The organism is Moorella humiferrea, assembly GCF_039233145.1.
In the GTDB taxonomy this organism is placed as follows: domain Bacteria; phylum Bacillota; class DSM-521; order Neomoorellales; family Neomoorellaceae; genus Neomoorella; species Neomoorella humiferrea.
On record NZ_CP136419.1, the window covers coordinates 1,421,518 to 1,439,676 of the forward strand.

The 18,159-nt window shown below is 52.1% G+C and carries 21 protein-coding genes; 2 read left to right on the forward strand and 19 right to left on the reverse strand.

All coding sequences use genetic code 11. From position 1 onward, the window contains the following. Positions 1-17 precede the first annotated feature (17 nt). The 8 genes from pabA to MHFGQ_RS07380 form a co-directional block, all read right to left on the reverse strand. Complete coding sequence (pabA, locus tag MHFGQ_RS07345) at positions 18-608, reverse strand: aminodeoxychorismate/anthranilate synthase component II (protein ID WP_106004697.1); 591 nt, start codon at positions 606-608, stop codon at positions 18-20. Continuing rightward, complete coding sequence (trpE, locus tag MHFGQ_RS07350; RefSeq protein WP_170066171.1) at positions 592-2,082, reverse strand: anthranilate synthase component I; 1,491 nt, start codon at positions 2,080-2,082, stop codon at positions 592-594. Before trpE ends, pabA begins: the two co-directional genes overlap by 17 nt. A 180-nt stretch (positions 2,083-2,262) precedes the next feature. Then, on the reverse strand, positions 2,263-2,619 hold the full coding sequence (gene aroH, locus MHFGQ_RS07355; protein ID WP_106004698.1) for a chorismate mutase: 357 nt from the start codon (positions 2,617-2,619) through the stop codon (positions 2,263-2,265). Between the two features lie 51 nt (positions 2,620-2,670). After that, positions 2,671-3,081, reverse strand: a complete 411-nt coding sequence (locus MHFGQ_RS07360; protein ID WP_106004699.1) for a HutP family protein — start codon at positions 3,079-3,081, stop codon at positions 2,671-2,673. A 121-nt stretch (positions 3,082-3,202) separates the two neighbouring features. Further along, positions 3,203-5,221, reverse strand: coding sequence for a sodium-translocating pyrophosphatase (locus MHFGQ_RS07365; protein ID WP_106004700.1), 2,019 nt, complete (start codon positions 5,219-5,221; stop codon positions 3,203-3,205). 150 nt (positions 5,222-5,371) lie between these two features. Beyond that, positions 5,372-6,364, reverse strand: coding sequence for a ketol-acid reductoisomerase (gene ilvC, locus MHFGQ_RS07370; protein ID WP_106004701.1), 993 nt, complete (start codon positions 6,362-6,364; stop codon positions 5,372-5,374). 109 nt (positions 6,365-6,473) lie between these two features. Beyond that, a complete protein-coding gene (gene cobO, locus MHFGQ_RS07375; protein WP_106004702.1) occupies positions 6,474-7,001 on the reverse strand; it encodes a cob(I)yrinic acid a,c-diamide adenosyltransferase in 528 nt (175 codons plus the stop codon). 36 nt (positions 7,002-7,037) lie between these two features. Continuing rightward, complete coding sequence (locus tag MHFGQ_RS07380) at positions 7,038-7,775, reverse strand: pseudouridine synthase (protein ID WP_106004703.1); 738 nt, start codon at positions 7,773-7,775, stop codon at positions 7,038-7,040. Between the two features lie 100 nt (positions 7,776-7,875). On the opposite strand from MHFGQ_RS07380, the gene MHFGQ_RS07385 reads away from it, so the two are divergent. After that, complete coding sequence (locus tag MHFGQ_RS07385) at positions 7,876-8,472, forward strand: phosphatase PAP2 family protein (RefSeq protein WP_106004704.1); 597 nt, start codon at positions 7,876-7,878, stop codon at positions 8,470-8,472. A gap of 19 nt (positions 8,473-8,491) precedes the next feature. After that, on the forward strand, positions 8,492-9,037 hold the full coding sequence (locus MHFGQ_RS07390) for a methylated-DNA--[protein]-cysteine S-methyltransferase (RefSeq protein ID WP_106004705.1): 546 nt from the start codon (positions 8,492-8,494) through the stop codon (positions 9,035-9,037). Here the strand turns inward: MHFGQ_RS07390 and MHFGQ_RS07395 are convergent. From MHFGQ_RS07395 to MHFGQ_RS07445, 11 genes are all read right to left on the reverse strand, one after another. After that, positions 9,012-9,545 (reverse strand): spore maturation protein, encoded by a 534-nt coding sequence (locus tag MHFGQ_RS07395; RefSeq protein ID WP_106004706.1) that lies wholly within the window; start codon positions 9,543-9,545, stop codon positions 9,012-9,014. The genes MHFGQ_RS07390 and MHFGQ_RS07395 overlap by 26 nt on opposite strands. After that, entirely contained in the window at positions 9,542-10,141 is a 600-nt protein-coding gene (locus MHFGQ_RS07400) for a nucleoside recognition domain-containing protein (protein WP_106004707.1), read from the reverse strand. The genes MHFGQ_RS07395 and MHFGQ_RS07400 overlap by 4 nt, the downstream gene beginning before the upstream one ends. A 137-nt stretch (positions 10,142-10,278) precedes the next feature. Further along, a complete protein-coding gene (gene ytfJ, locus MHFGQ_RS07405) occupies positions 10,279-10,740 on the reverse strand; it encodes a GerW family sporulation protein (protein WP_106004708.1) in 462 nt (153 codons plus the stop codon). Continuing rightward, positions 10,722-11,372, reverse strand: coding sequence for a DUF2953 domain-containing protein (locus tag MHFGQ_RS07410; protein ID WP_106004709.1), 651 nt, complete (start codon positions 11,370-11,372; stop codon positions 10,722-10,724). The genes ytfJ and MHFGQ_RS07410 overlap by 19 nt, the downstream gene beginning before the upstream one ends. A 60-nt stretch (positions 11,373-11,432) precedes the next feature. Continuing rightward, positions 11,433-11,975: an SMC-Scp complex subunit ScpB gene (gene scpB, locus MHFGQ_RS07415; protein WP_422392967.1), complete on the reverse strand. Its 543-nt coding sequence runs from the start codon at positions 11,973-11,975 to the stop codon at positions 11,433-11,435. 18 nt (positions 11,976-11,993) lie between these two features. After that, positions 11,994-12,737, reverse strand: coding sequence for a segregation and condensation protein A (locus MHFGQ_RS07420; protein ID WP_106004711.1), 744 nt, complete (start codon positions 12,735-12,737; stop codon positions 11,994-11,996). A 19-nt stretch (positions 12,738-12,756) separates the two neighbouring features. Continuing rightward, on the reverse strand, positions 12,757-13,734 hold the full coding sequence (gene trpS, locus MHFGQ_RS07425) for a tryptophan--tRNA ligase (RefSeq protein ID WP_106004712.1): 978 nt from the start codon (positions 13,732-13,734) through the stop codon (positions 12,757-12,759). 23 nt (positions 13,735-13,757) lie between these two features. Next, a complete protein-coding gene (locus MHFGQ_RS07430) occupies positions 13,758-14,387 on the reverse strand; it encodes a site-2 protease family protein (protein ID WP_106004713.1) in 630 nt (209 codons plus the stop codon). Between the two features lie 20 nt (positions 14,388-14,407). Then, entirely contained in the window at positions 14,408-15,460 is a 1,053-nt protein-coding gene (locus tag MHFGQ_RS07435) for a CCA tRNA nucleotidyltransferase (protein WP_106004714.1), read from the reverse strand. Positions 15,461-15,477: 17 nt separating this feature from the next. Continuing rightward, the gene (gene lysA / locus MHFGQ_RS07440) at positions 15,478-16,797 is read right to left on the reverse strand and encodes a diaminopimelate decarboxylase (protein WP_170066172.1); all 1,320 of its coding nucleotides are present in this window, start codon (positions 16,795-16,797) and stop codon (positions 15,478-15,480) included. Positions 16,798-16,897: 100 nt separating this feature from the next. After that, positions 16,898-18,088: a glycosyltransferase family 4 protein gene (locus MHFGQ_RS07445; protein ID WP_106004716.1), complete on the reverse strand. Its 1,191-nt coding sequence runs from the start codon at positions 18,086-18,088 to the stop codon at positions 16,898-16,900. Positions 18,089-18,159: the final 71 nt, after the last annotated feature.

Here is an 18,159-nt window from a genome sequence, read left to right on the forward strand (position 1 = left end):
TGAAAAATAATTGCTCTCTATACATTTATCCGGGTGAACCCGGCATATACCTCGAGGAAGTTACGCAACAGTTCCTTTCCTACAGACGTTAAGATAGATTCCGGATGGAACTGCACCCCCTCCACCGCCACCTGCCGGTGACGCAGACCCATTAATTCTCCTGTCTCACTGCGTGCCGTCACTTCCAGGCACGGCGGCAGGCTTTCCTCCTCAACAATTAAGGAATGGTAACGAGTAGCCGTAAAAGGATTGGGTAGATTACGAAAAATCGTCCTGCCGTCATGGCGGATGTTCGAAGTTTTACCATGCATCAACCTGCCGGCCCGTACTACTCGCCCGCCAAAAGCCTGGGCAATACTCTGATGGCCAAGGCACACCCCTAAGATGGGAAATTTTCCGGCACAAGCCGTTACCGCCGCCAGAGAAATACCGGCCTCGGCAGGAGTGCAGGGACCTGGCGAAATAACTAAGTAATCCGGACGCATGGCGAAGATTTCTGCCAGGGTGACGGCGTCGTTACGCCGTACCAGCACTTCCTGTCCCAGTTCTTGAAAATACTGGACAAGGTTATAGGTAAAGGAATCATAATTATCAATCACTAGCAGCACAGTCGTCACCCCTCCCGGCGTCCAGCACTTGAAGCATGGCTCGGGCTTTATTCAGGGTTTCCTCGTATTCGGCCGCGGGTTCGGAATCGGCGACTATGCCTGCACCGGCCTGGACGAAGGCCCTCCCGCCGGTAAAAATAATCGTGCGTATGGCAATGCAAGTATCCAGGTTGCCGTTGAGGCTTAAGTACCCGACGGCACCGGCGTAAGGACCCCTTGCCGTCGGTTCCAGTTCGGCGATGATCTCCATGGCCCGTACCTTGGGGGCGCCGGTAACCGTTCCCGCCGGAAAGCAGGCCAGCAAAGCGTCCAGGGCCTTCTTATCCGGTGCCAGCCGGGCTGTTATGCTGGATACTAGGTGCATGACGTGGGAGTAATATTCTACGACCATTTGCCGCGGTACCTGGATGCTGCCCGGAACGGCCACTTTACCGACGTCGTTGCGCCCCAAATCGAGGAGCATTAGATGTTCGGCCCGTTCCTTTTCATCGTTTAATAGCTCCTGCATTAAATGCTGCTCTTCCTTGGGGGTACGACCCCGCGGCCTTGTTCCGGCTATGGGACTATAGTCGATCCTATCTCCCTCCACCCTGACAAGCATTTCGGGAGAAGACCCTACCAGCTGAACTCCCGGTAAGTTAAGATAAAACATATAGGGAGATGGATTGAGGACGCGGAGGCGCCGGTAGACGGCCAAAGGGTCGCCGTGAAAGGGGGAATTTAAGCGCTGGGACAGGACTACTTGAAATATGTCCCCGGCCGCTATATAATCTTTGGCCCTTTGGACCTTGGCTATGAATTCCTTCCGTGTCATGTTGGCCTGCCAAGAACCGCCGCTGACCACCCCTTTGTCCTTATCACCCTTTATCCTGGCAGGACGTTCTAAATTCTTCACAAGGGAATTAATTACGGCAACGGCTTCTTCATAACTCCTTGCGGCCTCTTCGCCACCCTGCCCCAGGCAGGCCACCCGCACCGTCCGGCGCAGGTGATCATAAATGAGAAAAGTTCTGTGGAGGGTCAGATAGGCATCAGGTAACTGCAGGTCATCTACGGTATGTTGGGGCAGGTTCTCAATTTCCCGTACGAGGTCGTAGCCCAGGTAGCCGACCAATCCTCCCGAAAACCGGGAACTATTATTAAAGGGCAGGCTAAGTCGTGTTAGCAACCGGCGTAAAGCCGTCAAGGGTTTTTCCGGAAGAAGGTCGGTTTTCCTTCCCGCCGTGATATACGCCCTCCCGGCTCGTATAATAAAGGTAATTAAAGGGTCATAGCCGATTAAAGAATAACGTCCTAGCCTCTCGCCTCCTTCTATGCTTTCCAAAAGAAAACTATGGGGTTTATTGGCCAGCCTCAAGTACAGGGAAATTGGGGTTTCCGTGTCGGCCAGGATTTCAGTCCATACCGGTATATAGGGAACACGTGTAGATATCGATAAATCCAGGTAGGTTTGCCGATCGGGCCAGATAATCATACCCCTCCCCCTTTTAGGCAAAATAAAAACCAGCGCTCAAGCGAGCCCTGGTCGGTATAACAACTTAGCTCCTTACCTCTCCTCCAGGCTCAACTCCAACTCTCCTCGGCTCAACTCAGCTATATTCCCTTGTTGGTAACAGCATAACACGGGAAGTAAATAACTGTCAATAGTTTTTTGTTAAGCCAAATCGGGACGCAGTTCGGAGGCCCTGCCCAAATAAACGTGAACCGGTTCCCGGTCGCTGTAGGCATGGATTAAAACGCGGATTATTCCCGGAAGGCTTCCCGGTACAGGGATCTCGGTGGCGCACATTAAAGCGGTACTGTGCCAGCCCAAACGCCTGGCGGCTTCGGCCGGAAAGGCGGCATTAAGATCCGGTGTCACCGTAAAAATGGCACTGATTATATCCTCTACGGCCAGCCGGTTTCGGTTTTGCAGCTCTCGCAGCAAGCGCTCGGTAGCCTCGAGGATGGCCGCCGCCTTATTTTCTTTTACATCAACCGCCCCGCGGAAACCCCTTACCTTAGTCATCATGTTCCTCCCCTACCGTCCTGCTTTATTTTTTGAAAACCTGCCATACTGCCGTTATACGGCTCGATGTCCCAGACCGATCCCGACCTCATCAAGATGTAGCAGGCCGATGCCGAAAAAAATAGCCACGCTCAAATGGTCCTGCCAGCGAGCAATACCGATTTTGCCGCCTACGTTCAAACCGAGGGCTTTAGGCATAATTTGGGATAAGGCTTCCCTGGTCGCCCCGGCGACGGCGCCTTCCTCAGGGTGGGTTTCTTTGATGACTCCTTCACGTTTGGCGGCTACCACGGCCCGTTCCACGATTTTCTGCATGGAATTGATGAATTCGCCGCCATAATCGACTGCCACTGCCTTTATACCGCTGGCCGCATATTCTTTTTTTAAGCGCCCTTCTTCTTCCCGGTTTTCACTGAGGGCCATCCTGAGGGCCGCTGCCGCTACCTTTCTGCTGCCCATTTCCATGACCTCTGCACCTACCCGTTTTTTCCCATGCACCGATTATATTATATTCTGCCATAAAAAACAACACCCTTAACCATTTGCAGGTTAAGGGTGACGCTACCCATTCATTTATATAACACATTTATAACTGCATAAATAAGGGGGCAAATACTAGGGCTACAATAGTCATGAGCTTTATCAAAATATTCATGGCCGGGCCCGCCGTGTCTTTGAAGGGGTCGCCTACGGTATCGCCGTTGACGGCCGCGGCATGAGCCGGCGAACCTTTGCCGCCAAAGTTGCCGCCCTCAATGTATTTCTTGGCGTTGTCCCAGGCGCCTCCGGCGTTGGCCATCATCACGGCCAGTAAAAAGCCGGTCACGGTTGCTCCTGCCAGGAGGCCTCCCAGGGCCTCTTTGCCCAGACCGGGAATGAGGCCCACCGCCAGGGGAACCGCAACTGCCAGGAGACCGGGAACGATCATTTCTTTTAAAGCTGCTCCTGTGCTGATGGCCACACAGCGGGCGTAGTCCGGCCGTCCCTTGCCTTCCATTAGTCCCGGAATGGTTTTAAACTGACGGCGCACTTCTTCGATCATGTGGAAAGCGGCTCGCCCGACGGCCTTCATGGTTAAAGCTGCAAAAAGGAATGGCAGCATCCCGCCGATAAATAGGCCACCGACAACCTTGGGATTGGTTAAATCGATAGTCGTTATTTTGGCGGCCGTTGTATAGGCGGAAAAGAGGGCCAGAGCCGTCAAAGCGGCCGAGCCGATGGCAAACCCCTTGCCTATTGCCGCGGTAGTATTACCAACGGAATCTAGGGCGTCTGTTACCTTACGGACTTTGGGATCCAGTTCGGCCATTTCAGCAATACCGCCGGCATTGTCGGCAATTGGTCCATAGGCATCAACGGCCACCGTGGTCCCGGTTGTCGACAGCATACCTACGGCCGCCAAGGCTATACCGTACAGCCCGGCAAAATGATAGGCCGCCAGGATGGCCACGACAATTACTAAAATGGGCAAAACGGTACTTAACATTCCTGTGCTCAGACCTTCAATAATGTTGGTAGCGGTGCCGGTTTGAGATGCCTTGGCGATTTCCTTCACCGGTTCATAGTCGCCGGAGGTGTAGTATTCGGTTATACGCCCGATAAGGACACCGGCAATAAGCCCGGCGATGGTGGCGATAAATACACCCATGGAAGTATAAATTGTTGAACCGACTACGAACTGCGCGGGCAATAGCTGAGTGGCAAGGTATGTCCCGATAATGGCCAGAATGCTGGCCACCATAGTACCGGTGTTTAACGCCTTCTGGGCATTGGCCCCTTCGCCCGTCCTGACAAAGAAGGCGCCGATTATTGAAGAGATTATCCCGGCGGCGGCAATCATAAGGGGTACCAGGGTGCCATTGGGGATATTCAGGGTCGCCGCCAGGGCAATACCGGAGATGATAGAACCCACGTAGGATTCAAAAAGGTCGGCGCCCATGCCGGCAACGTCCCCCACGTTATCTCCGACGTTGTCGGCAATGACTGCAGGGTTGCGGGGGTCGTCTTCCGGAATGCCGGCTTCCACTTTACCAACCAAGTCCGCGCCTACGTCGGCCGCTTTAGTGTAAATTCCCCCGCCCACCCGGGCAAAGAGGGCAATAGAGCTTGCCCCGAGGGCAAAACCGTTGACGATGCTGGGGTTTTTAAATATAAGATTAACTATACCAAGGCCCAAAAGGCCCAACCCGACCACCGCCATACCCATGACCGAACCGCCGGAAAAGGCGATATCCAGGGCGGCGTTAGAGCTCTGGCGGGCGGCGTTGGCCGTCCTGACGTTGGCCTTGGTTGCAACCCGCATACCGATATAGCCTGCCCCTATTGAACAAAGGGTACCGGCGACATAAGCAACGGCCGTGACAGGCTGCATGCTTTCAGCGCCCTTGGTCAAAAGCCCGGCAGCTACAATTAAAGCCGCCATACCTACCACAAAAAAGGTCAAAGTACGGTATTCTCGCATCAAAAAGGCCATGGCGCCTTCTTGGATGGCAGCGGCAATCTCCTGCATGCGCGCATTCCCCGGATCGGCCCTGTTTATTTTGTTAGAAAGATATAGGGCAAACAAAAGGGCCAAGATCCCTGCTACAGGCGCTAAAATTTCCACCTTTCTTCCACTCCTTATAGAATTGTTTGATTTAGCTTAAATTATTGCTAAACAATAATAGCTACCACTCCCCTCAAGTATTATTTTTATAAGGTAAAGCCCCAGGAAATCCCCGGGGCTTGTCCTGCCCGCCGATATATGACCACTTCTTTATTTCTTTAACCAGGGCATCATTTCCCTTAATGAATCGCCGACCTGTTCGATGAGGTGCTCACGCTCCTTTTTCCTCAGGGCATTGAAGCTCGGCCTGCCGGCCTGGTTTTCCAGGATCCATTCTTTTGCAAAAACACCGTCCTGGATTTCCTTTAAAATGGCCTTCATGTTAGCCCGCACGTGGTCGTCGATAATCCGGGGCCCCCTGGTAACATCGCCGTACTCGGCCGTATCGCTGATGGAGTAGCGCATGTACTTGATGCCGCCCTCATACATAAGGTCAACAATCAGCTTTAGCTCGTTGAGGCATTCAAAATAGGCGATCTCCGGCTGGTAGCCGGCTTCCACCAGAATCTCAAAACCGGCTTTGACAAGGGCGGTAGCCCCACCGCAGAGAACGGCCTGCTCACCAAAAAGATCCGTTTCCGTTTCTTCTTTGAAAGTTGTTTCGATCACCCCTGCCCTGGTGGCACCAATGCCTTTGGCGTATGCCAGGCCAATCTCTTTAGCCCGGCCGCTGGCATCCTGATACACTGCTAGAAGGGCCGGTACCCCCTGGCCTTCCACATACATCCGGCGTACCAGATGGCCGGGGCCTTTGGGAGCTACCATGACGACGTCGACATCGGGTGGTGGAACTATTTGGTTAAAATGGATATTAAATCCATGGGAGAACATCAAAACCTTACCGGCCTTAAGGTGGGGAGCGATCTCCTCACGATAGACACGCGCTTGGGTCTCATCCGGTAGAAGAATCTGGATTATATCGGCAGCCGCAGCGGCTTCGGCCACTGTCGTAACCTGTAGCCCCGCTTCCTCTGCCGCCCGGCGGGACTGGCTGTTCGGGCGCAAGCCGACAATTACATCCAGACCGCTATCCTTCAGGTTTTGGGCCTGGGCATGACCCTGACTGCCGTAACCCATAACAGCAATTTTTTTGCCCTTAAGTACGCTGAGATCGGCATCATGCTCATAATATACTACCGCCAATTTTTCTTCCCGGTCTTAAATGCGGCCGGGAATTCACCTCCTGTAAAAAGTTTTAAACTTACTTATTCGCACCTTAAAGGGAAATTCCTGCCTGTTACGCCTGATTAAATTAATACTCTATCCCTTTTCTCGCTTTTATTCCTTTTTCATAAGGGTGTTTGATCTGGCGCATCTCTGTAACCAAATCGGCAGCCGCCACGATACCGGCCGGAGCATTGCGGCCGGTGAGGATAACTTCCACCTGGGGCGGCCTTTCCTTTAAAAAAGTTAAAACTTCGTCTTCCGCTAAAAGGCCGAAATAAAGGGCATTGTTGATCTCGTCCAGGATGAGGATATCTATTCTGCCGCTTAATACCGCTTCCCTGGCGTAGGCCAGGGCCGCCCGGGCCTGTTCATAATCTTCCGGCCTGGCACCTTCGCGGTGGATGAAACCTTTACGGCCAAAGGTTTTTACCTCCACCTCCGGCAACAGTCGTCTAAAGGCCTTGTGTTCGCCGTAATCGGGGGTTTTCATAAATTGAACGATCAACACCTTCAACCCGTGCCCGCAGGCCCTTAAGGCCAGTCCGAAGGCGGCCGTCGTCTTTCCTTTGGCATCACCGGTATAGACCTGCACCAGCCCCTTTTCTAGCCCCACTGCGTCTCCCTCCTTTTACCCTATTTTACCACACCATTAGTTTTTATATTGAGGTGAACTTAAACCAACCATTTGATACAGCCGGGCGACTTCATGTGGGGCTAGATAACGGTATTCTCCCGGTTTTAAATCGCCGAGGGTGAGAAAGGCGAATTTAATACGTTTGAGCCACTTCACCGGGTGACCAACCGCAGCCAGCATTCGTCTTACTTCCCGTTTACGACCCTCGCGCAAAGTCAATTTTAATAGAGCCCGTCCGTTTTTTATGCGTCGAATTTCCACTTCCGCCGGAGATGTGGGGCCGTCCTCCAGTTCAACGCCCCGGCGTAGCCGTGCTACGGTTTTAGCTCCAGGGACCCCCTCTACCAGGGCTAAATAGGTTTTCGGTATGCGATAGCGGGGATGGGTAAGCCTTAGGGTGAGCTCTCCATCATTGGTTAGCAAAAGAAGGCCTTCCGTTGCATAATCTAGACGTCCGACCGGATATATGCGCCCAGGTACGTCCCGCAGGAGATCGAGTACCGTAGGCCGCCCCTGGGGATCTTTAACTGTTGTTACGTAACCAGAAGGCTTATATAATAATACATAGACTTTTCTTTCTGGTTCGTTAACCGGCCTCCCGTCTACCGTTACTTCGTCCCGGCCCGGCTCTATTTTAAAGCCCATGACGGTAACTACTTGCCCGTTAACCTTAACCCGTCCGGCGCGAATTAAATCTTCAGCGTGACGTCGCGAGGCCACTCCCATATGGGCCAGGTATTTTTGTAGGCGCATACGAACCTCCGGCAACGTTATTATGCTAACATATTTGCCTCTAAAAAAGCAATAGTGCTATACTATTTTTAGCCAAACCTTTATTGGTAAGAAGGCCGTCATGCGTAATAAATTTATCTTTTTAGCCGTTATTTCCCTTCTTATCTTTATAGTTTTTGCCGCGGCAATACCCCGTACCACCAACATCGATGTTTTTCTCCTTAAAGTGGTAATGTCCACACGCATTCCTACCGCTACTGGCTTTTTTAAGTTTATAACCTTTTTCGGCACGCCGGCATTCTTTTATCCCGCAACGGCTATTTTAAGCCTTATATATTATTTCTGGCGTCAATGGCGAGGTTTTGCAGCGGTAATAATCACCATGGTTGCTTCCTGGATAATCATGGAAGGCCTCAAGCTTTCTTTTCATCGTAACAGACCCGCCCTGGACCCGTTACAGACGGCATCGGGTTATAGTTTTCCCAGCGGCCACGCCATGATGGGCACCGTTTTTTTTGCCCTACTGGCCCTGTGGTTGATTAAAAAAGTCCCCCTTCCCCTTCGCCGCGTTATCCCACCTGTTACTGTTATTTTTTTATTTTTCCTCGGCTATAGCCGCATTTACCTTGGCGTTCATTATCCTACCGACATCCTGGCGGGATATGCCGCCGGAACAAGTATCTTCGCCATTTTCCTGGCCTGGTGGAAAGAAAAATAATATTTCGGGAGGTTTGGTTATGCCTAATAAAGCACTGTTCCTTACCTTTTACCCTTCCCCCATCGGCCGGTTAACAGTAGTTACAACGGGGGAGAAGCTATGCCGCTTGGCTTTTCCCGGAGAGGAACACGAAGGGATCATGAGTGACCTAAAACGTAAATTACCCGGTACGACCATTAATGTGGATGAAGGCGGCAGTACCTGCAGGGAAATAATAAATCAGCTGGATGAGTACTTTAGCGGCAGCCGATTTTCCTTTACCATACCCATGGAATTATATGGCACGCCTTTTCAGTTAACAGTATGGTCAGCACTACGCGAAATCCCCTATGGTACTACTTTAAGTTACGGCGATATAGCCGAAAAAATAGGTAGGCCCAAAGCAGCCCGTGCAGTAGGACAGGCCGTGGGGCGCAACCCCCTGGGTATTATTATACCCTGTCATCGGGTGATTGGGAAAAACGGCCAGTTGATCGGCTTTGGCGGCGGCCTGAAAATCAAGGAGTGGTTGTTAAATTTTGAAGCAAAGCACGTAAAAACTAGGCAAACATCAACCGGCAAATGACAATCGCGGCCACCAGACTGGAAATATCGGCCAAAAGGCCCAGGGCAAGGGCATACCGATAACGCCGCACGCCTACCGACCCAAAATAAACCGTAAGTACATAAAAAGTCGTATCTGTGCTGCCCTGCATGACGGAGGCCAGACGGCCAATGAAGGAATCCGGACCGTAGTTTGAAATCAGCTCCGCCGCGATCCCCAAGGCTCCCCCTCCGGAAAGGGGACGCATAATGGCCAGAGGCAGGACTTCTCCCGGTACGCCGATAAGCCGAAGTAGCGGGTTCAAACTCCGGGCCAGGAGATCCATGGCACCGGAAGCACGAAAAATTGCAATGGCCACCAACATACCCACAAGGAAGGGAATGATTTTTATTGCCACTTTGAAACCGTCCTCCGCACCGGCAACAAAGGTTTCATAGATCGGCACACCCCGCAGGTATCCATATAAAGGAATAAAAAAAAGAACTAGAGGAATTGCCCAGCGCGAAACCTCAAGGATAATTTCGGTCATCTTCCGTCACCCCTGAAGCCGTTGTAAAGCTTGCGTAAAAAACGATCGGCAATCACGGCGACTATCATGCTAAACCCCGTCGCTAAAATCGTCGGTCCCACGATGATCGTCGGATCGGTAGAATTGGCGGCGGCCCGGATGCCGATAATTGTCGCCGGAATGAGAGTCAGGCAACCGGTGTTCAACCCCAAAAAGGTACACATAGCCGGGGTAGCTTCCTCGGGACGGTTGTTTAAAGTCTGCAATTCCTGCATGGCTTTAAGGCCAAAGGGGGTAGCGGCATTGCCTAACCCCAAGATATTGGCGCTTAAATTCATGATAATGGAACCTATAGCCGGGTGATCCCGAGGGATCTCCGGGAAAAGATACCGGGTAAAGGGGCGTAACAACCGCGCCAGAAGCCCCACGAGGCCGGCTTCCTCGGCGATTTTTAAAAGACCGAGCCACATGGCCATAAGACCTATAAGTTCAAAGGCCAGATTTACGGCCGTCTGCGCCGCCTCGAGGGACGCTTCGGTAACTACTTCAATACGACCGTTATAGCCGGCTACGATAATTCCGGAAAGGAGCATCAAAAGCCAGATAAGATTAACCATTTGCCTTTCCCTCCATAATTTACCTTCCTGGTAACATTTATGAAGGGGGGTTATTATCTAGAACCCTCCCCTTTGGCCCTGAAAAATTAAAAACCCCGGCATTTAAAACCGGGGAAGATTAACCTATGGTAGTTATGTCATTCTCCTCCCTGGGGCCGGATAACCATCTTCGTCCGCCCGGCGGCAGGAGCATTATCGCCGTTTCCCTTTTCCTTTTTATTTTTTCCCATAAATTCCTGAAGCTTCTCCAGTACCTGGGGGGCGACATCAATTATACGGTCGACGACGGCATTGCCGTCGACCGGCAGCAGGCGAATTTGCTCCTTCCCTACCACCAGGAAACCAACTGGCTGGACGGAAACGCCGGCACCACTGCCGCCGCCGAAGGGCAAAGATTTACCGTTTCCTCCGCCGTCTTCCTGGGGCGGTTCATATTCGCTGCCGCCGGCGACAAAACCAGCCGAAACCCTGGATACGGGAACTATTACATGGCCGTCAGGGGTTTCTATGGGTTCGCCGACTACGGTATTGACATCTACCATATCTTTGATGCTTTCCATTGCCGTCTTCATCAAAGCCTCTATGGGATGCTCGGGCAACTTTTGCCCCTCCTCATCAGCCGTGCTTCCTTTAACACCAGCCACAGGGACTGTAGGCAGGCACTAATAATATGACCTAACCTCAGGACGAATATGCACCTGAAATCGACAGTTATTGTCGGCTTATCGAAGGAAGGCTGTATATGCCATTCAGGTGTAAAAAAATCCAAACAAGCGTGTTGTTTTAAATTGCGGTACATCCAACCCGTTACCACCCAAACGGCACCACAGGTGAAAGCTGTAGTTGCCGGGTCCCCTGTGCCCAGTGTCAAAAAAAGGCGCCACCGGCGGCAGGTCACCAGGTTAAAGAAGCGCCCCCATATCTCAATAATTTTCCTCAATTTATGGAACCGGAAGGTTGAACGCCGGCTTACCCGCCTTCTCCTGTCCCTGCCGGTCCCCGCGTCGCTATCGTTCCATAACGCCCCTCCGACGCCATTCTGCAAAAAAATAGCCCACCATTGCCGCGAGGAAGCGACGTTAACCTCCCAGACGCCCCAACCTCCCGGCAGTCCTAGTTGCAATTTAAGATCGGTATTGCCGTTATTTTGCCGGAAGGTAATTTCCAAGTGCACCGGTAATAAAAGCATCAGGAGGCAAGCTGTAAAAAATCCTGCCGTCCAAGCCCACAACAGTTACGCCCCCCGGCAGTAAATCTGACCCTATTTTCCCACCGGGAACGTCTTATATACTTATTCCCGGACGTCTGCTGCTTCCTCTAAAGGCGGTAGTTCCGATAAATCCTTTAAACCCAGTAATTCGAGAAAACGCGGGGTGGTAACGTAAAGGATGGGGCGACCCGGGGCGTCTTTCCTGCCGGCTTCTTTTATTAAACCGCGATTTAAAAGACTAGTTAAAATCCCATCTACTTTAACTCCGCGAATGTGTTCAATTTCCGCCCGCGTGACCGGTTGACGGTAGGCGATGACGGCCAGGGTTTCAAGGGCGGCCATGGAAAGGGAAGGCAGTTCGGGCCGCAGAAAGGTTTCAATATAATGGGCATACTGGGGCCTGGTACACATTTGGTAGCCGCCGGCTACCTCCCTAATCTGCAGTCCCCGCCCTTCTTCGTTATAAAGTTTTTTTAACTCTAAAGCCAGCTCTATTACGTCCTCATTACTTAATCCCAGGGAGGCAGCTAGGGTTTCAACAGTCACCGGCCCCCCGGCGACGAAAAGGAGACATTCAAGGGCCGCTTTTTTTTCTTCCCTAAAAAATAAAGGCAAAGGGTTCACCTCCTTGAAGAGGCAGTTTCACCGCTTTGCTGCCGTCACCGTTATGGTCCCAAAAACCTCTTCCTGGTAGATGTTTACCCTGCCCCGACGCGCCAGTTCCAAAAGGGCAAGGAAAGTCAAAGCCGCTTCCAGGCGCGTAGGTTGGGGGCTTAAAAAATCGCCAAGGGTGAGGGTTTCCGTTTTTTTCAAACGTCTTAGGATAACGCGAATTTGTCCTATTAGGGTAAAGGCCGGCTTGGTAAGGGTACTTACCACCGGCTTTGAAGGGGTTGAAACCTTCGCCAGCAATCTGGTCATGGCCCGGGAAAGGTCCGCCGGCCCTATTCCGGACAGGGGATTAATTCCGGCCAATGCCCGGGCAACGGCATCCTGATCCAGAGGACGGCCGTATACAAGCCCCCCCTTGGCGGCCATCTCGGCCAGCTTGCGGGCCGCCTCCCGGTAACGCCGGTAGGTCAGCAGCCGGTCGACCAAAACCTCTCCCGGTTCTTCGCTCCCGTCCTTTTCTTCCTCCTCCAATTCATTATCGCCCGGGTGCCGCAGAAGGAATCTGGCTTTAAGGGCCAGGAGCTCTGCTCCCAGGACTAAAAATTCACTGGCCCAGTCAAGATCGAGCTCTGTTACTTCGTTGAGATATTCCAAGTACTGGGAGGTTACTTCGGCGACAGATATGGCCTGAACGTCAATTTCCCGGCGTTCTATAAGGGTGAGGAGGAGATCGAGGGGGCCCTGAAATACATCGAGCCGGACATTGCCGATCATACGCCCCACACCACTTTAACTACACTCCCATGGCCTCCCGCACCATGGCCATAGTCTGGCGTGCCGCGGCTCTGGCTTTGGCGGCGCCGGCCGTCAATATCTCCTCCAGGTAATTTGGCCGCGCCGTCCAGTACGCCCGTCTTTCCCGTACCGGTTCTAAAAAGGCATTTATTTTTTCCGCCAGGCGCTTTTTACAAGCCACACAACCTATACGGCCGCCACGACAGCTTACCCTGGTTTCTTCCACTTCCTCACCGTTATATATTTCGTGATAACGATGGACCAGGCATATCTCGGGATGCCCGGGATCGGTTTTATGAATCCGCGCGGGATCGGTTACCATCATCCGTACTTTTTCAAAAACCTCTTCCGGTGAAGCCGACATGGGAATGTCGTTATGATAACTTTTACTCATTTTACGGCCATCAACGCCGGGCAACATGGCTACCTCCGCTAGTAACGCCTGGGGTTCGGGAAAAAGTTCGGTTTTATACAGGTAGTTAAAGCGGCGCGCCACCTCCCGGCAAAACTCCAGGTGGGGCAGCTGATCCTCACCTACTGGTACGCCGTCGGCCCGATAGATCAGGATGTCGGCAGTCATCAATAATGGATAACCTAAAAAACCGTAGGTGGAGATGTCTTTACCCTCCTTGCCGAGCTGCTGGATTTGATCCTTGTATGTGGGAACGCGCTCCAGCCACGACAGGGGAGTAATCATGGAAAAAAGGAGATGCAGTTCGGCATGTTCCTTAACATGGGATTGTACGAAAATTGTACTGCGCTCCGGGTCCAGACCCGCTCCCAGCCAGTCCAGGAGCATGGACCGGATATTTTCCTTAAGCTCTGAAGTATCATCATAGGCGGTGGTGAGGGCATGCCAGTCGGAGATAAAATAAAAACAATCATTTTCTTCCTGAAGACGCACCCAATTTTTCAGTACGCTCAAGTGACCGATATGCAGGCGCCCCGTGGGGCGCATACCGCTCAAAATACGCATTTTACCGCAACACTCCTCAAAAATTATATAAAGGCCAGGCCGCTGGCCGAAATAATCAAGTTAAGGACCAACGTCACCAGTGGGCCCATAATCCGACCGATAATACCCGTGGCGATAAGAAGAAGCAAAATCAGGGTTCCGTAGCTTTCCATACGATAAACAGCCGCCGCCCCTTCCGGGGGTATTATACCCGCCAGGACGCGGGACCCGTCAAGGGGAGGTATGGGAATCAGGTTGAATACGGCCAGAACTACGTTGTAACCAACGAGTAGATTTAAAAAAGTAATCAGCCAATAACTGCCGATATCTAGCCGTAAAAAAATATGCAAGGCAACGGCAGCCAAATATGCCAGCACAAGATTCATAACCGGACCCGCCAGGCCTACCAGCATCATCCCCTTACGACGATCCATTTGGAAATAGTAAGGGTTGATCTGCACCGGTTTGGCCCAGCCAAACCCCGCCACAATAAGGAGCAGCGTTCCCAGGGCATCCAGGTGGGCCAAGGGATTTAAGGTAAGACGCCCCTGATTCCGTGCCGTCGGGTCCCCCAGAATATAGGCCATCTTGCCGTGGGCGTATTCGTGAAAAGTCAGGGCTATCAAAATGGCCGGGATGCCGAAGACCAGCTGGCTCAGGCTTTTAAGGTGCATGGTTTTCCCCTTTCCGTGGCTTAAACCCAGGGCGGTAATTGACTCCACCCCGTCATAGCCAGGGCAAATATTACAACTTCCGGAGCCATACCCTTCTCTCTCGATAGGGGCAACTGCCTGCCCATAAGAGAGGGCGTTAATACGGGTAGAAGTCTCCTGGCGGCATATACCTTGTTTCGTTTTTTGCGGCCAAAATTTAAATACTCAAGAACATCCTCAAGTTCTTCCGCCTTTAATCTTGCCGTAGCTACCAAAAAATAAACCAAACTGGGATCCAGGGGGCCTTTTCCCCACCACTTCCACTGGTAAAGGAGTTTTTCCACCCGGCGCCCGGCTACCATATCCGGCAGTCCGGCTTCAGGAAAGCCCCTCCATCCCAGCTCAATTAAACCCTCCCATGCCGCTACAGGCCGCCGTTCTTTCAGCAGCAAGAAAAATTCCTGCCAGTATCGTTCCGCTGCGATACGTTCCAGATAACCATCCATTAAGGCCTGACGCGCCAAACAATAGGTCTTTTCTTCCAGAGTAAACTTTAAACGAGTTACAAAGCGAATACCCCTTAAAAGGCGGGTCGGATCATCACTAAAGCTGTCTTCATGAAGCACCCGTAATATCCGCTTGTCTAAATCGAGACGACCCCCAAACGGATCTACAATGGCATTTAAATCGCCGGCATTCAGCGGCAGAGCCATGGCGTTAACGGTAAAGTCGCGGCGGGCCAGATCCGCCTCCAGATCCGCCAGCTCTACTTCTGGTAAAGAACCTGGATGGGGATAAAACTCCCTCCTGGTTGTTGCTACATCGACCCTTTCTCCACTCCAGTAGACGGTGGCCGTCAAAAAGCGCTCGTGAAAAACCACCCGCCCTCCCAGCTGACGGGCCAGCTCCCCGGCGAAGGAAAGACCGTCACCCTCCACGGCCAGATCTAAATCGACTTCCGGACGGCCCAGAAAAAGATCGCGAACCGTCCCGCCCACCAGGTAAACGCGCAAACCCTTGGCAGTGGCTATTTTTCTTGCCTGGGATAAGATGCGCTGTTGAACGCGGTGAAAAAATTTCCGGTAGGTAATCATTTTACCCCGATGTATTCTTACCTACAAACCAACCGGTGGGGAATCACGTCATTGCGAAGCAGGTCATTGTAATCTTCCCGTTTTAAAATCAAATCGGCAGTTCCATCCTTTACTAAAACGGCAGCCGGTCGGCCTAGGCGGTTGTAATTGCTGGACATAGCATAGCCATAAGCGCCGGTACAAGGTATGACAAGGATGTCTCCTGTCTCTACCTGAGGTAGCTCTGCCTCCCAAATAAGCATATCACCGGACTCGCAGCATTTGCCGGTTATAGCTACTTTCTCGACAACTGAACGATCGGCCTTGTTGGCCAATATGGCTTCGTATTTGGCACCGTAAAGGGCCGGGCGAATATTGTCGGCCATGCCGCCGTCAACGGCAACGTACTTACGCACGCCGGGAATTTCTTTAATTGTGCCTACGGTATAGGCAGTGCTCCCGGCTGGTCCCACAATGGATCTGCCCGGTTCGACGATTATCAGGGGACGGGGGATTTTTAAATTCCGGGCGGCCTCCTCGACTGCAGTAAAGATGGTTTCGGCATAGGCACCGATGGGCTGGGGATGGTCCTCAGCAGTATAATATATGCCGAACCCCCCTCCAAGATCAAGCTCGGAGGTTATTAAACCCGTCGCCTCCTTGATAGCCGCGGCCAACTCCATCATAACCGTCGCCGCCAGCCTGTAAGGCTCCAGTTCAAAAATCTGGGAGCCTATATGGCAGTGTAAGCCTTTAAATTCCAGGCCCGGTAGTTCTTTCAACCTTTTGGCGGCTGCCAGGGCCTGACCGTTGGGCAGGGTAAAACCGAATTTAGAATCAATCTGACCGGTACGTATATAATCATGGGTATGGGCTTCAATGCCCGGCGTCACCCTTAAAATTACCGGTGCCTTAACCCCCCTTTCTGCGCTTAAGCGGCTCAACAGCTCCAATTCGGCGAAATTATCTACCACAAACCTGCCAATACCCGCCTCCAGGGCCTGGCAAATTTCGGCATAACTTTTGTTGTTACCGTGAAAGTAAATATTTTCAACAGGAAAACCGGCCGCCAGGGCGGTGTACAACTCCCCGCCGGAAACTACATCCAGACCCAGTCCCTCGTCGGCGATTATCCGGCACATGGCCATGGTCAAAAAGGCCTTGCCAGCATAAATTACCTTGCCTAAACCTTCCTCAACGGCAAAAGCCCTGATAAACTTCCGGCAGTTATCGCGTATACAATCTTCGTCAAAAATATATAAGGGGGTGCCGAATTCCCTGGCCAGTTCGACAACGCTGCATCCCCCGATGGTGAGGTGTCCTTTAGCATCGATGTGCATGGTGCCATGTAAGTGCATTAAAAACCCTTACTCCCCTCCAAACATATATATACTCATTTTAACCAACGGCGCCCTCCATGTCTAGAATAATTAAATTAAGGGAACCATAACCGGTTCCCTAACTGGCTTTGGGCAGGGACAGCAGCTCCCTGTATACCTCCAGGGTATTGCGGGCCATTACGGACGTTGTAAATTTTTCTTCGGTAATTTTACGGCCGTTCTGACCGATAACCTTCCCCACCTCCGGGCGGCGTAATAAGAAGGTGATGTACCGGGCCAACTCTTTATAATCACCCATGGTAACTAGAAAGCCGTTATGGCCGGGAACAATGATTTCCGGCATCCCCCCGGCCCTGCTGACAATAAGGGGTTTAGCCGTAGCCATGGCTTCCAGCATTACCAACCCGAAGGGTTCCTGGAAGGCCGAAGGATAAATACACACCTCGGCGGCCTTGTAGACCGACGGCATCTCATGCCATGGGAAAAAGCGTACGAAAACATTTTTCTCCAGTTCCAAATCGGCGATAAGGCGATACATCTCAGTTACTTCTGCCGGCTGTTTCTGCCCCCAGTCGACGGTGTTGGTGGTGCCCGCCAGAATAAGTAAAGCATCGGGAAATTCCCGGCGCACAAGGTCCATGGCTTTGATGCTCACGTCACAACCCTTAGCTCGGCTCATCCGGGCTGGGTGGAATATAATGCGCCGGCCCTGCCATTCCGGGTAAGCGGCCAAGATCGAGTGCAGCTCAGCCCCGGAAGGCGCCTTGAAAGTAGTTGTGTCGGTGCCATGATAGACTACCGTTACCCTCTCGGCCGGATAGCCGTCAACCATTAACTCCTGACGGATGTAATTACTGACGGCTATCACCTGATCCCATCCTTCGGCCAGGGTATTCATTTGCACCCACAAATCGTCTTGCCAAACATTGTGGGCCGTAAGTACCAAAGGCCACCCGTGGCGGCGGCAAATTTCCTGGAGGGCGGCAGCATGGATGTAGCTGAAGTAATGGAAGTTGTGGGCATGGACAATGTCGGGCTTAAAATCCAGCAAGAAATTTTCCAGCAACCGCTTTATGTCTTCAGCCCGGGATTCTATACTTTCGGGTGTCAAAGAGTTTAAATCGAGCAAGGGCGAACGGAGTATGGACACGCCCCGCCAGGTTTCCCTCTCCGGCACCCCCTGGGCCGTAGCCGTTAGGAGGCTCACCTGGTGTCCCTGCCGTACCAGGTAGGGGCAGAGTAGGGCTAAATGGGATTCCACTCCCCCGATAATCGGCGGAAACGCCCAGTGTAACATGGCAATACGCATATTACATCAGCCTCCTTTTAGGTTAAAATATACCAGATTTAATTTTAGCCAGGGGCTAGGGAAAAATCAAT

What these genes read in the sequence shown, in the direction of transcription:
- aroH (WP_106004698.1), bottom strand. Translation starts at nt 2,619, where the DNA reads ATGATGACTAAGGTAAGGGGTTTCCGCGGGGCGGTTGATGTAAAAGAA.
- trpE (WP_170066171.1), bottom strand. Translation starts at nt 2,082, where the DNA reads ATGATTATCTGGCCCGATCGGCAAACCTACCTGGATTTATCGATATCT.
- MHFGQ_RS07435 (WP_106004714.1), bottom strand. Translation starts at nt 15,460, where the DNA reads ATGATTACCTACCGGAAATTTTTTCACCGCGTTCAACAGCGCATCTTA.
- MHFGQ_RS07400 (WP_106004707.1), bottom strand. Translation starts at nt 10,141, where the DNA reads ATGGTTAATCTTATCTGGCTTTTGATGCTCCTTTCCGGAATTATCGTA.
- MHFGQ_RS07420 (WP_106004711.1), bottom strand. Translation starts at nt 12,737, where the DNA reads ATGATCGGCAATGTCCGGCTCGATGTATTTCAGGGCCCCCTCGATCTC.
- trpS (WP_106004712.1), bottom strand. Translation starts at nt 13,734, where the DNA reads ATGCGTATTTTGAGCGGTATGCGCCCCACGGGGCGCCTGCATATCGGT.
- MHFGQ_RS07360 (WP_106004699.1), bottom strand. Translation starts at nt 3,081, where the DNA reads ATGGAAATGGGCAGCAGAAAGGTAGCGGCAGCGGCCCTCAGGATGGCC.
- MHFGQ_RS07430 (WP_106004713.1), bottom strand. Translation starts at nt 14,387, where the DNA reads ATGCACCTTAAAAGCCTGAGCCAGCTGGTCTTCGGCATCCCGGCCATT.
- MHFGQ_RS07385 (WP_106004704.1), top strand. Translation starts at nt 7,876, where the DNA reads ATGCGTAATAAATTTATCTTTTTAGCCGTTATTTCCCTTCTTATCTTT.
- MHFGQ_RS07445 (WP_106004716.1), bottom strand. Translation starts at nt 18,088, where the DNA reads ATGCGTATTGCCATGTTACACTGGGCGTTTCCGCCGATTATCGGGGGA.
- MHFGQ_RS07390 (WP_106004705.1), top strand. Translation starts at nt 8,492, where the DNA reads ATGCCTAATAAAGCACTGTTCCTTACCTTTTACCCTTCCCCCATCGGC.
- lysA (WP_170066172.1), bottom strand. Translation starts at nt 16,797, where the DNA reads ATGCACTTACATGGCACCATGCACATCGATGCTAAAGGACACCTCACC.
- MHFGQ_RS07395 (WP_106004706.1), bottom strand. Translation starts at nt 9,545, where the DNA reads ATGACCGAAATTATCCTTGAGGTTTCGCGCTGGGCAATTCCTCTAGTT.
- MHFGQ_RS07380 (WP_106004703.1), bottom strand. Translation starts at nt 7,775, where the DNA reads ATGCGCCTACAAAAATACCTGGCCCATATGGGAGTGGCCTCGCGACGT.